This window comes from Streptomyces sp. VNUA24, from assembly GCF_029167005.1.
Lineage (GTDB): Bacteria > Actinomycetota > Actinomycetes > Streptomycetales > Streptomycetaceae > Streptomyces > Streptomyces scabiei.
The window spans coordinates 4961742-4974175 of the sequence record NZ_CP119143.1; the positions used below are offsets into that span (position 1 = coordinate 4961742).

Consider the following 12434-nt stretch of genomic DNA (forward strand, 5'->3'; position numbering starts at 1 on the left):
CCCGCGCCCCTAGAGGGGCGCGGTCAGGTGGGCCTGGACCACCGGCGCCACCCTCCTGATGATCTGCTCCGGGTCCGCCGAGGCCAACGGCTCGACCTTGATCACGTACCGCAGCATCGCGATGCCCACCAGCTGGGCGGCGGCCAGTTCGGCCCGCAGTTCCGCGTCCGGGCCGTCGATCCGGGCAGCGACGCGGCGCAGCAGCTGGGCCGAGACCAGACGGCGGAAGACGGTGGCCGCGACCTCGTTGTTCACGGCGGAGCGGACGATCGCGAGCAGCGCGGCGCGGGTCGCCGGGTTCTCCCAGACCCCGAAGAAGAAGCGGGCCAGCCGCTCGCCGACCCCGTCGAGGGGGCCCTCGGCGATCGAGCCGGGTGCGTTCAGCAGGGGCCCGAAGGCCACCTCGATGGACGCCTCGAACACCTGCTCCTTCGTGCCGAAGTAGTGGTGCACGAGCGCCGAGTCCACGCCCGCGGCCTTGGCGATGCCGCGTACGGACGTCTTGTCGTAGCCGCGTTCGGAGAACTCCTCCCGGGCGGCGGCGAGGATACGGTCGCGCGCCGCGGGCGTGTCGGCCGACTCCGTGCGGGAGGGCCGGCCCCGGCGGCGGGGGGTGGCCGAGGTCACGGTCGCGGGACCCGCACGGCGGAGGCGAGGTGCAGCCGGGTGAAGGCGAGGGCCTCCGCCAGGTCGGCCTCGCGCTCGGCGGCGGACATCGCGCGGCGGGTGTTGACCTCGATCACGACGTGGCCGTCGAAACCGCGCTGGGCGAGACGTTCCAGCAGTTCGGCGCAGGGCTGGCTGCCGCGGCCCGGGACGAGGTGTTCGTCCTTGGCCGATCCCCTGCCGTCGGCCATGTGCACATGGCCGAGGCGGTCGCCCATGCGGTCGACCATCTCCAGGGCGTCGGTGCGGGAGGTCGCGGAGTGGCTGAGGTCGATCGTGAAGTGCCGGTAGTCGTCCTTCGTCACGTCCCAGTCGGGGGCGTACGCGAGCATCTCGCGGTCGCGGTAGCGCCAGGGGTACATGTTCTCGACGGCGAACCGGACGTCCGTCTCGCCCGCCATCCGCCAGATTCCGGTGACGAAGTCGCGCGCGTACTGGCGCTGCCAGCGGAAGGGGGGATGGACGACGACCGTGCTCGCGCCGAGCTTCTCGGCGGCGGCCTGGGCGCGCTGGAGCTTGACCCACGGGTCGGTGGACCACACCCGCTGGGTGATCAGCAGACACGGGGCGTGGACGGCGAGGATGGGGATCTGGTGGTAGTCGGAGAGGCGGCGCAGGGCCTCCAGGTCCTGGCTGACCGGGTCGGTCCAGACCATGACCTCCACGCCGTCGTAGCCCAGGCGCGCGGCGATCTCGAAGGCCGTGGCCGTCGACTCCGGGTATACGGAGGCCGTGGACAGGGCGACCTTCGCATCCGGGATCCGTACGGGTTCTGCCACGCGGGACAGCCTACGGGGTGGGGCGGGTGAGGTGGGGCGGGGGGCGGTGCGCCCGGGCGCCGCGGGGGTGGAGGTGCGCCGGCGGGTGCGGGTGCGTGGGGGCTGGTCACGCAGTTCCCCGCGCCCCTGAGAAGCAGGGGCTGCGCCCACCGCTTTTCAGCGCCGACACCGGCCCCGCACCCCCCGTCCCCTACGCCGTCCCCATGTGGTCCAGGCGTCGCAGGATCACGCCCTCCCGCAGTGCCCAGGGGCAGATCTCCAGCGTCTCCACCTCGAAGAGGTCCATCGCGGCCTCGGCCACCAGCGCGCCCGCGAGGAGCTGGTTGGCGCGGCCCTCGGAGACGCCGGGGAGCGCGGCGCGCTGGGCCGTGGTCATGCCGGCGAGCTTGGGGACCCAGGACTCCAGGGAGCCGCGCTTGAGGTCGCGCTGGACGTAGAGGCCCTCCGCGGAGCGGGCCGCGCCGCCGATGCGGGCGAGCTGCTTGAAGGTCTTGGAGGTGGCGACCACGTGGTCGGGCGCGCCGAACCGGCTGAACTCCCCGACCGTACGGGCTATCTGGGCCCGGACGTGGCGGCGCAGGGCGCGGACGTCGTCCGGGGTGGCCGGGTCGCCGGGCAGCCAGCCGGCGGTGAGGCGGCCCGCGCCGAGCGGCAGCGAGGCGGCGGCGTCCGGCTCCTCGTCTATGCCGTACGCGATCTCCAGGGAGCCGCCGCCGATGTCGAGGACGAGGAGCTTGCCGGCCGACCAGCCGAACCAGCGGCGGACCGCGAGGAAGGTCAGCCGGGCCTCCTCGGAGCCGGTGAGGACCTGCAGTTCGACGCCGGTCTCGTCCTGGACCCGGGCGAGGACCTCGTCGGCGTTGCTGGCCTCGCGCACGGCGGAGGTCGCGAACGGGAGCAGTTCCTCCACGCCCTTGTCCTCGGCGGCCTGGAGCGCCTCGTGGATGACGGCGATGAGTTTCTCGACCCCTTCGGGACCGATGGCCCCGGCCTCGTCGAGCAGTTGGGCAAGGCGTAGCTCCACCTTGTACGAGTGCGCGGGCAGGGGGCGTGCGCCCGGGTGTGCGTCCACCACCAGCAGATGCACCGTGTTCGATCCCACGTCGAGGACACCGAGTCTCATGGGCGGAACGCTACTGCCAGCCGGGCCGTGCGAGGTCCTCGATGCGGTCTCCGGCGCCGTACCCTGGACGGGTGCCAAAGACGAAAAAGGCAAAGGCCGACAAGTCGGCAGCGCAGGCGGCCGTGACCAGTGGCTCTTCGCGGGCGAGGGCGGCGACCGGACCGGCGAAGTCGGCGAAGGGCCCGGCGGAGCCCGCGGTGCCGGACGAGAAGGGGCTCGATTTCGCGCGCGCGTGGGTGGAGTTCCCTGATCCGGCGGACGACGAGCAGGTCTTCCGCTGCGATCTGACCTGGCTGACCTCGCGCTGGAACTGTGTCTTCGGCAGCGGCTGCCAGGGCATCCAGGCCGGCCGTGCCGCCGACGGGTGCTGCAGCCTGGGCGCCCACTTCTCGGACGAGGACGACGAGAAACGCGTCGCCGGACATGTGGCGAGGCTCACTCCGGAGATCTGGCAGTTCCACGACGTGGGCACGGAGACCGGCTGGGTCTCCAAGGACGAGGACGGCGACCGCCAGACCCGTCCCTACAAGGGGTCGTGCATCTTCCAGAACCGCCCGGGTTTCGCCGGGGGCGCGGGCTGCTCGCTGCACATCCTGGCCCTCCGGGAGGGCCGTGAGCCGCTGGAGACCAAGCCGGACGTCTGCTGGCAGCTGCCGATCCGGCGTACGTACGACTGGATCGACCGGCCCGACGACACGCGGGTGCTGCAGGTGTCGATCGGCGAGTACGACCGCCGGGGCTGGGGTCCGGGCGGTCACGACCTGCACTGGTGGTGCACGTCGGCGACCTCGGCGCACGGCGCGGGCGAGCCGGTGTACGTGTCCTACCGGCCCGAGCTGGTCGAGCTGATGGGCAAGGCGGGCTACGACCGCCTGGTCGAGCTGTGCGAGCAGCGGCTGGCGTCCCACCTGCCCCTGGTGGCACCCCACCCGGCGGACCCTCCGGGCCCCGCTGGACCGTAGCCGGAGCGGGCCGGGCGGGACAGAACCCGCGCTGCAGCGTGCACGCGGGCCGCGCGGCCGGCGACCGCGGATCCGTCACGACGGCTCGCACGGGCCGTCGTACGCCGGCCTCGCCGTACCGCGGTGCGGCGTACCGCGGTGCGGATCGGCCGGGTCGGTCGCACCGTCGCCGGCGTCCGCTGCGCCGGGCTCACCGGCATCCCCTGTGCCGGTCGCGCCCGCGTCGGGGCGACCGCGCGCCGCGCCCGCCCCGCAAGTCCTGCCGCCGGCCCCGCAAGTCCTGCCGCCGGCCCCGCAAGTCCTGCCGCCGGCCCCGCGAGCCGTCTCCCCGTCGTCCCTACGGGGCCGGTGGGGGGTCGCCTCCGCCGTCGTTCGGGGGTGGGGTCGGGCCCGGGGGGTCCGTGGGGGTCTGGTCGGTGGGTGCCGGGGTCGGGCCTGGCTGGGTCGGGCCGGTGGGCGTGGGGTCCGGGTCGGGTGCCGGGGGCGGAGCCGTGGGCTTCGGCGGGCCCGGGTCGGGGTCCGGCGGGGTGGGCCGGGTGTCGACGGGGGGCGTCGGCAGCGGGCCGTAGCCCTCGATCGTCACCACGGCTCCCGACGGGGCGAGCGAGACCTCCGCCGTCCAGTACCCGGCGGGCTCGCTGAGCTGGTCGACGTACACCTTGATCGTCGTGGACGCGCCGGGTTCCAGGGTGCCCGAGGAGCGGCTGAGGTAGAGCCAGTCGGCGCCGGTGCGGGCGGACCAGCGCACGGGTGAGTCGCCGGTGGCCTTGAGGGTGACGAGGGTGGTGTCGCCGTCGTTCGCGGCGGTGACGGAGAGCGCGCCCCGCCCCTTCCCCTGGGTGACCTCCACGGACACGTCGTCCGCGGCTCCCTTGCCGGCGCGGTGGCCGGGCCTGCTGCGGGCGTTGCCGGCGTTCTCGTAGGTGTCGCCGCCGCCCTCGCCGAGGGTGCCGTCGCCGTCGCCCTGCTCCTCGCCCGCGCTGACGGAGCGGCCGTCGGCGCCCTCGCCGATGAGGGGGGCGCCCCGGTAGGCGGCCCAGAGGGCGAAGACGGGCGCGGCGACGACGGTGGCCACGACGGTCGTCGTGACGGCACGCGCGCGCAGCCGGTCCCGGCGGGCGGCGCGGTCCCTCGGGTCCATGGGGAAGCCGCGCCGGTCGAAGCGCGGGGCGCCGCGACGCGCGCGCGTGAGGTGCGCCGTCGCGGGGGCGAGGGCCGCGCGCGGTGCTTCGAGGACGGGCAGCGCGGCGGGTGTGACGCTGGTGCCGGGCCAGTGGCCGGGGACGGCGCGCTCGGCGGCGCGACGGCAGACGGGACAGTCGTCGACGTGCCGGACGAGTTCGCGGCGCAGGGCGGCGCTCAGCACGAAGGGCTGGTCGCCGGCGATGCGGGAGACGCCGGGGCAGGCACCGCTCTCCACGACGGCCAGGGCGGCCCTGGTGCGCTCCACCTCGCAGGCGGCGGAGGCGAGCAACTCCCGCGCGGCGGCCGGTTCCATCCCCAGCACGTCGGCGACCTCGGGCGCGGTGAGCTGGTGCCGGACGGCCAACTCCAGTGCCTCGCGCTGCTCGGGCGTGGTGCCGGCGGCCTCCGGCCAGGCGAGCCGGGCCAGTTCACGCCGGCGCCACCGCTCCTCGTCCTCGGAGAGGGCGGCGGACCCGGCGGCGGCCTGGGGGGCGCGCGGATGCGCGGTCGCGCCTCCGTGTGCGGGCGGACGTCCCGTGGCGTGGGTGCCGGGCCGTTTCTGGCGGACCTCGGTGAGGCCGCGCAGGCAGGCCCATCGGGCCAGCGCGTACAGCCGGGCCCGGCGGCCGTCGGCGTCGTCCGGGCCCCGGCGGCGCCCGGCGAGCGCGAGGACGTCGGCCAGGGCGGCGGTCGCGGCGTCGTGGTCGCACAGCACGGACATGCAGTAGGTGAACAGGCCGTCCAGGTACGGCTCGTAGGGCGCCGGCGTGCGCTGCGCCACCGCCCGCGCGGCCGCCCGATCACGCGCCTCGCCGTACATGCGGTGCGCGCCGGTGGTGCGGGTCGAGGTTTCCGGACTGATGCTCATCATTCATGGACGGTAGGCGCCCGGAAGCGGCCCCTTCTCGCCCCTTCGGCACTTTTACTCCGTACGGGTGAAACGATCCCTCATAAGGGGACAGGAACCCCGGGTTCCGGCGACATCTCGCCAACGTTGTGCACTTTGTTGACCGCAGAAATCAGCACGCCTAAGTTCCCAGGGGTCCAAGTTACTTTCAGGTACGCCGAGTCAGGAGCCCCACTCTCATGACCGCACGCACCCGCCGCACCCGCCTCCCCCACGCACCCGCCGCCCGCGCGGTCACCGCCCTGGCGGCCGCCGTCGTCCTCGCGCTGACCGGCACCTCCGTCTCCACGGCCGCCCCCCGGGCCGCCGCGCCCGCCGCCGAACGCCTCACCGGCACCCTCCCGGACGGCGCCGCCTGGATCGCGGACGTGCCGGAGGACTGGAACGGCACCTTGATCGTGTTCAGCCACGGCTTCGGCGTCACCGTGCCCCAGAACGCGCCGAGCGAGGCGGTACGCCTGCGGCTGCTCGACGAGGGCTACGCGCTCACCGGCTCCTCCTACGACGTGAGCGAGACCCTCTGGGCCCTGGAGAGCGCCGAGCGCGACCAGGTCGCCACCGTCGCGGCCGTCACCGAGAGGATCGGGGAACCCGCCCGCACGCTCTCCGTCGGGCAGTCCATGGGCGGCCTGGTCAACGCCCGGCTCGCCCGCTCCGGCGCCGGCGGGATCGACGGCGCCCTCGGCCTCTGCGGGCTGGTGGCCGGCGCCAACGACCTGCACACCTACCAGCTCGACGCCGAGTACACGATCGCCCGGCTGCTGCTCCCGGACACCCCGGTGAAGCTGGTGGACTTCGCCTCCGAGGCCGAGGGCGCCACGACCGGCCGGCAGCTCACCGACGCCGTCGTCGCCGCGCAGCGCACCCCCGAGGGCCGCGCCCGCGTCGCCCTCGCCGCCGCGTACCTCAACCTACCCGCCTGGGCGCCCGGCAGGCAGCGTCCGGCCGCCGGCGACCGGGAGGAGCAGCAGGCCCAGCAGTACGCGTGGCTCGCGCAGGGCGTCCTCAACCGCGTCGAACCCGCCCGCTACCACCTGGAGAAGGCCCTCGGCGGCAACAACTCCGGGAACAAGGGCGTCGACTACGCGCGCGTGCTCGCCGCCTCCCAGCACGCGCCCCTGGTCAGGGCCCTGTACCGGAAGGCCGGCCTCGACCTGCGCGCCGACCTGCGGAACCTGACCTCCCACGCCGGTATCACCGCCGACCCGTCCGCCGTCGCGGCTGGCGAACGCACCTCCTCCGCCGGCCAGGGCCTCGCGGTCCCGCTCCTGGACGTCCACACCGTCGCCGACGACCTGGTCCCCGTCGAACAGGAATCCCGCTTCGCCGCCCGCGTGCGCGCCTCCGGGGACGCCGCGCTGCTGCGCCAGGCCTACGTCGAACGCCAGGGCCACTGCGCCTTCACCACCGCCGAGACCGTCGCCGCCCTGCACGCCCTGGAGTCCCGCCTGGACGCGGGCCGCTGGGGCGCCTCCGCGACCCCGGGCGCCCTCCAGACCGCCGCACTCGCCCTCGGTCTCGACGGCGCCGCGTACGTCCCGTACCGCCCGGCCGCCCTGACGATCGGCCCCCGCCGCTAGGGCCCCGTCGGTAGGGCCCTGCCCGGGTCACGGCACCGGAACCGGAGTACGGGCATCGATGTCAGTGCCCTCCGTTACGGTTCGTGCATGGCTGCCCGTACGAAAACCGCGAAGGACCGGCCGTCCTACCGCTGCACGGAGTGCGGCTGGCAGACGGCCAAGTGGCTCGGCCGCTGCCCCGAGTGCCAGGCGTGGGGCACGGTCGACGAGTACGGCACGCCGGCCGTCCGTACGACCGCCCCCGGCCGGGTCACCACCTCCGCCGTCCCCATCGGACAGGTCGACGGCCGCCAGGCCACCGCCCGCACCACCGGGGTCCCGGAGCTGGACCGGGTCCTCGGCGGCGGCCTGGTCCCCGGCGCCGTGGTCCTCCTCGCGGGCGAGCCGGGCGTCGGCAAATCCACCCTGCTGCTCGACGTCGCCGCCAAGGCCGCCGACGCCGAGAACCCGACCCTCTACGTCACGGGCGAGGAGTCCGCGAGCCAGGTCCGTCTGCGGGCCGACCGGATCGGCGCCCTGCACGACCACCTCTACCTCGCCGCCGAGACCGACCTCTCCGCCGTGCTGGGCCACTTGGACGCGGTGAAGCCGTCCCTGCTGATCCTCGACTCGGTCCAGACCGTCGCCTCGCCCGAGATCGACGGCGCCCCCGGCGGCATGGCCCAGGTCCGCGAGGTCGCCGGCGCCCTGATCCGCGCGTCCAAGGAGCGCGGCATGTCGACGCTCCTGGTGGGCCATGTCACCAAGGACGGGGCCATCGCCGGACCTCGCCTCCTGGAACACCTCGTCGACGTGGTCCTGCACTTCGAGGGCGACCGGCACGCGCGCCTGCGCCTGGTCCGCGGTGTCAAGAACCGCTACGGCGCCACGGACGAGGTCGGCTGCTTCGAACTGCACGACGAGGGCATCACCGGCCTCACCGACCCCAGCGGTCTCTTCCTCACCCGCCGCGACGAGCCCGTCCCCGGCACCTGCCTGACCGTCACCCTGGAGGGCCGCCGCCCGCTGGTGGCGGAAGTGCAGTCGCTCACAGTCGACTCGCAGCTGCCCTCCCCCCGCCGTACGACCTCCGGCCTGGAGACCTCCCGGGTCTCGATGATGCTCGCGGTCCTGGAGCAGCGCGGCCGGATCAGCGCCCTCGGCAAGCGGGACATCTACTCGGCGACGGTCGGCGGCGTGAAGCTCTCGGAACCCGCCGCGGACCTCGCGATCGCCCTGGCCCTGGCCTCGGCGGCGACCGACACCCCCCTGCCCAAGAACCTCGTGGCGATCGGTGAGGTGGGCCTCGCGGGCGAGGTCAGACGGGTCACGGGCGTCCAGCGCCGGCTGTCCGAAGCCCACCGTCTGGGGTTCACGCACGCGCTCGTTCCGTCCGATCCGGGCAAGGTTCCTCCCGGTATGAAGGTGCTGGAAGTGGCCGACATGGGAGACGCGCTGCGGGTACTGCCGCGATCCCGTCGGCGAGAGGCCCCACGGGACGAGGAGGACCGCCGGTAGACTTTGCCCAGGTCTCGCCCGTCCGTACGAAACCACGCGTGCGCAACGGGAGCGCCCCCAACCCGCGACCGGAGGAGTGCAGTGGCAGCCAACGACCGGGCAGCAGCTCCCGGAAAGTCCGGCGGGAGCTCCGGTGCCGATGGCCTGATGCGCGCCTCGCTGAGCGCCGTGGCACCAGGTACGGCCCTGCGCGACGGGCTGGAGCGGATTCTCCGCGGCAACACCGGCGGGCTCATCGTGCTCGGCTTCGACAAGACCGTCGAGCCGATGTGCACCGGCGGTTTCGTCCTGGACGTCGAGTTCACGGCCACCCGTCTGCGGGAGCTGTGCAAACTCGACGGCGGCATCGTGCTCTCCTCGGACCTCTCCAAGATCCTCCGGGCGGGCGTGCAGCTGGTCCCCGACCCGACGATCCCCACCGAGGAGACCGGCACCCGGCACCGCACGGCCGACCGGGTGAGCAAGCAGGTCGGCTTCCCGGTCGTCTCGGTCTCCCAGTCGATGCGCCTGATCGCGCTGTACGTCGACGGCCACCGGCGGGTCCTGGAGGACTCGGCGGCGATCCTGTCCCGCGCGAACCAGGCCCTGGCGACCCTGGAGCGGTACAAGCTCCGGCTGGACGAGGTGGCGGGCACCCTCTCCGCGCTGGAGATCGAGGACCTGGTCACGGTCCGGGACGTGTCGGCGGTCGCCCAGCGTCTGGAGATGGTCCGCCGCATCGCCACCGAGATCGCCGAGTACGTGGTCGAACTGGGCACGGACGGCCGTCTCCTGGCCCTCCAGCTCGACGAGCTGATCGCGGGCGTCGAGCCGGAGCGTGAACTGGTCGTCCGGGACTACGTCCCCGAGCCGACGGCCAAGCGCTCCCGCACGGTCGACGAGGCCCTGCGCGAACTCGACGCCCTCACCCACGCCGAGCTCCTCGAACTGCCCACCGTGGCCCGCGCCCTCGGCTACACCGGCTCCCCGGAAGGCATGGACTCCGCGGTCTCCCCGCGCGGCTACCGCCTCCTGGCCAAGGTGCCCCGTCTGCCCGGGGCCATCATCGACCGCCTCGTGGAGCACTTCGGCGGTCTCCAGAAGCTCCTGGCCGCCAGCGTCGACGACCTCCAGACGGTCGACGGAGTGGGCGAGGCCCGTGCCCGCAGCGTCCGCGAGGGCCTGTCACGCCTGGCGGAGTCCTCGATCCTGGAGCGGTACGTCTAGGGACGTCCAGGCGGCCTGGACAGCCGCAGCGGTGGCGGCGGCGGGGCGGTACGGCCGACGGTTCGCCCCGGGGCCGGCCGCCCGGCCCCGTCGGTCAGGGCGTCAGTCCTTCAGTCCTTCAGTCCTTCTCCAGTACGAACGACGCCCGGGCCGTGGCCAGTCCCGGCGCCTTCGCCTCCACCAGGTACGTGCCCGCGGTTGCCGAACGCGCCGACGGCGTCGCGCAGTCGGGCGCGCTGGGGTCGCGGTTCCACTCCACGGTGTAGGTGACCCGGTCCCCGGCCGGCACCCGGAACAACAGGCTGCCCGCGGTCTCGTGGCAGTCGTCGGACGCCCAGAACGCGTCGTCCCCGTCGGCCGCGGTGATCGTCACCACCGTGTTGTCCGGCCCGAGATCGAGCTTGCAGTCGCCGCCGGAGGAATTGCGCGCGATCAGCTCGAACGTGGGGTTCACGCCGGGCGCGTAGGCGTTGCGCACACTGCGCACGGTCAACTTCACCGCTCCGGCGGTGCAGTTGGGCAGGCTCGACCCCGCCTCGACCTGCTCCCCGGAACTGCTCCCGTTCTTGCCGCCGTCGTCCGACGTGCCCCCGCCCGTGGCACCGGACCCGTCGTCGGACCCCCCGGAGCCGGAACCGGAACCCGAACCCGAGCCGGACCCCGAACCGGAGCCCGAACCGTCGCCGCCCGCGCTCGACTCGTCGCCCGACTCGTCCCGCCCGCCCGGCGCTTCACTGATCGCGGGACCGGAATCCGACGGGCCGGGGGTGATCGAGGTGACGGGGTTCTTGCCGTCGGGCTCCCCCGCGTTGTTCCCGCCGCCCCCGCCGCCGGTGACGATCCAGACGACCAGGATCGCCAGCAGACCGACGACGGTCAGCAGAACGGCCCTCCGTCGCCAGTAGATGGTGGAGGGAAGCGGCCCGATCGGATTGCGCAGAGATCCCACGGCGCAAACTGTACGAGAGATCGAGCCCTTCACCGGCCCCACCCGCCGCCCGAAACCTCAACTTTTCCGGATCATCATCCCGGTCGTTCCCCTCACCGCCCCGACGGAACGCCACATGATCGCTTTACGTGATCACAAGACCCGTACGGACACCCTCCGTGACCGGTTCGGTGCCTCGCCCGCAGTGTGAACTTCCGCGCCCCACATGTCCGTTCATGGTCCCGCAATCCCCGGCTGACACAATCTCCCCATCACCGCCAAGTGCGTCGAAGTGCTGGGAGAAGACGATGGACGGATCCGTGGAGGACGGCGTCACCGCGTCGGTGTCGAGGCCGTTGCGGAAGCTCGGGTTTCTGACCATCGGGCTGTTCGACGAGGCCGATCCGCGCCGGGGCCACGAGTCGACGCTGGAGATCATCGAGTTGGGTGAGCGGCTCGGCTTCGACAGCGCGTGGCTGCGCCACCGTCATCTTCAGTACGGCATCTCCTCCCCCGTCGCCGTCCTGGCGGCGGCCTCGCAGCGCACGAGCCGTATCGAACTGGGCACCGCCGTCATCCCGTTGGGCTGGGAGAACCCGCTGCGGCTCGCCGAGGACCTGGCCACGGTCGACCTGCTCTCCGGCGGCCGGCTCAACCCGGGGATCAGCGTCGGCCCCCCGATGCACTACGACAGCGTCAAGGAGGCGCTCTACCCGGACACCGCCGACGCGGAGGACTTCGGCTTCGAACGGGTCCGGCGGCTCCTGGGGTTCGTTCGGGGCGAGAAGGCCGGCGAGTTCAGCGGCACCGAGGGGTTCGAGGTCTTCTCCGACCGGGTGCAGCCGCAGTCCCCCGGGCTGGGCGGCCGTATGTGGTACGGCGGCGGCAGCCTCCGGTCGGCGCGGTGGGCCGGTGAGAACCGGATGAACTTCCTGACCAGCAGCGTGGTGAAGGCCGAGGGGGAGACGACCGGGGCGGTGGACTTCGCCGCCGTCCAGCTCTCCCACATCCGGGAGTTCCGGGCGCACCACCCGGACGGGGAGGCGGCCCGGGTGTCGCAGGGGCTCGTCGTCATCCCCACCGACTCGGCGACGCCGGAGCAGCGGGCCAGGTACGAGGCGTACGCGGCGACGCGGCTGCCCCGGACCGCCGCGCCGCAGGGGGAGGCACGGTTGCTGTTCGCGCCGGACCTGGTGGGCACGTCGGCGGAGATCGCCGAGCGGTTGCGGGCCCATGTCGCCTTCCGGGAGGTCGACGAGGTCGCGTTCGCGCTGCCGTTCACCTTCGAGCACGAGGACTACGTCCAGATCCTGACGGACATCGCGACGAAGCTGGGGCCGGAGCTGGGGTGGCGTCCCGCCGGGTGAACCGGGCGCCCCCTGGCCCGGCCGGACGGGGATCACGGTTCGTCCGCGGGCCCGGTGGGGCTTCTCGCGCAGTTCCCCGCGCCCCTGAAAAGCAGGGGCTGCGCCCCGCGCTGTTCAGGCCCGCAGGGCCGATGGCTTTCAGGCCCGCAGGGCCTGGGCTTTCAGGGGCGCGGGGAACTGCGCGGCCAGCCCCCACGCACCCGCACCCGCCGACGAACCCCAGACACCCCCCAC

Annotated in this window: 10 protein-coding genes; 5 read left to right on the forward strand and 5 right to left on the reverse strand. The window is 73.7% G+C overall.

What is annotated here, in order from left to right:
- Positions 1-9 precede the first annotated feature (9 nt).
- The 3 genes from PYR72_RS21060 to PYR72_RS21070 all read right to left on the reverse strand — a co-directional run bounded on the left by PYR72_RS21060 (position 10) and on the right by PYR72_RS21070 (position 2568).
- Entirely contained in the window at positions 10-627 is a 618-nt protein-coding gene (locus PYR72_RS21060; RefSeq protein ID WP_275456747.1) for a TetR family transcriptional regulator, read from the reverse strand.
- On the reverse strand, positions 624-1445 hold the full coding sequence (locus PYR72_RS21065) for a sugar phosphate isomerase/epimerase (protein WP_275456748.1): 822 nt from the start codon (positions 1443-1445) through the stop codon (positions 624-626). Before PYR72_RS21065 ends, PYR72_RS21060 begins: the two co-directional genes overlap by 4 nt.
- Positions 1446-1635: 190 nt before the next feature.
- Positions 1636-2568: a Ppx/GppA phosphatase family protein gene (locus tag PYR72_RS21070; RefSeq protein ID WP_275456749.1), complete on the reverse strand. Its 933-nt coding sequence runs from the start codon at positions 2566-2568 to the stop codon at positions 1636-1638.
- 71 nt (positions 2569-2639) lie between these two features.
- Between PYR72_RS21070 and PYR72_RS21075 the strand changes: the two genes are divergently transcribed.
- Positions 2640-3530 carry a hypothetical protein gene (locus PYR72_RS21075; RefSeq protein WP_275456750.1) on the forward strand — a complete coding sequence of 297 codons (891 nt, stop codon included), beginning with the start codon at positions 2640-2642 and terminating at the stop codon, positions 3528-3530.
- A 337-nt stretch (positions 3531-3867) separates the two neighbouring features.
- Here PYR72_RS21075 and PYR72_RS21080 read toward each other — a convergent pair whose 3' ends face one another.
- Positions 3868-5586 carry a hypothetical protein gene (locus tag PYR72_RS21080; RefSeq protein ID WP_275456751.1) on the reverse strand — a complete coding sequence of 573 codons (1719 nt, stop codon included), beginning with the start codon at positions 5584-5586 and terminating at the stop codon, positions 3868-3870.
- Between the two features lie 215 nt (positions 5587-5801).
- Between PYR72_RS21080 and PYR72_RS21085 the strand changes: the two genes are divergently transcribed.
- The 3 genes from PYR72_RS21085 (at position 5802) to disA (ending at position 9905) form a co-directional block, all read left to right on the forward strand.
- Positions 5802-7202 (forward strand): alpha/beta hydrolase, encoded by a 1401-nt coding sequence (locus PYR72_RS21085; RefSeq protein WP_275456752.1) that lies wholly within the window; start codon positions 5802-5804, stop codon positions 7200-7202.
- 87 nt (positions 7203-7289) lie between these two features.
- Positions 7290-8699: a DNA repair protein RadA gene (radA, locus tag PYR72_RS21090; RefSeq protein ID WP_275456753.1), complete on the forward strand. Its 1410-nt coding sequence runs from the start codon at positions 7290-7292 to the stop codon at positions 8697-8699.
- Positions 8700-8780: 81 nt separating this feature from the next.
- A complete protein-coding gene (gene disA / locus PYR72_RS21095) occupies positions 8781-9905 on the forward strand; it encodes a DNA integrity scanning diadenylate cyclase DisA (RefSeq protein WP_059083951.1) in 1125 nt (374 codons plus the stop codon).
- A gap of 118 nt (positions 9906-10023) precedes the next feature.
- On the opposite strand, the gene PYR72_RS21100 is transcribed toward disA, so the two are convergent.
- Positions 10024-10854: a hypothetical protein gene (locus PYR72_RS21100; RefSeq protein WP_275456754.1), complete on the reverse strand. Its 831-nt coding sequence runs from the start codon at positions 10852-10854 to the stop codon at positions 10024-10026.
- A 287-nt stretch (positions 10855-11141) separates the two neighbouring features.
- On the opposite strand from PYR72_RS21100, the gene PYR72_RS21105 reads away from it, so the two are divergent.
- Positions 11142-12200: an LLM class flavin-dependent oxidoreductase gene (locus PYR72_RS21105; protein WP_275456755.1), complete on the forward strand. Its 1059-nt coding sequence runs from the start codon at positions 11142-11144 to the stop codon at positions 12198-12200.
- Positions 12201-12434: the final 234 nt, after the last annotated feature.

Bases quoted from the DNA above. Each gene is read 5' to 3' on its own strand.
- PYR72_RS21085 (WP_275456752.1), top strand. From the start codon at position 5,802: ATGACCGCACGCACCCGCCGCACCCGCCTCCCCCACGCACCCGCCGCC.
- PYR72_RS21105 (WP_275456755.1), top strand. From the start codon at position 11,142: ATGGACGGATCCGTGGAGGACGGCGTCACCGCGTCGGTGTCGAGGCCG.
- radA (WP_275456753.1), top strand. From the start codon at position 7,290: ATGGCTGCCCGTACGAAAACCGCGAAGGACCGGCCGTCCTACCGCTGC.
- PYR72_RS21070 (WP_275456749.1), bottom strand. From the start codon at position 2,568: ATGAGACTCGGTGTCCTCGACGTGGGATCGAACACGGTGCATCTGCTG.
- PYR72_RS21080 (WP_275456751.1), bottom strand. From the start codon at position 5,586: ATGATGAGCATCAGTCCGGAAACCTCGACCCGCACCACCGGCGCGCAC.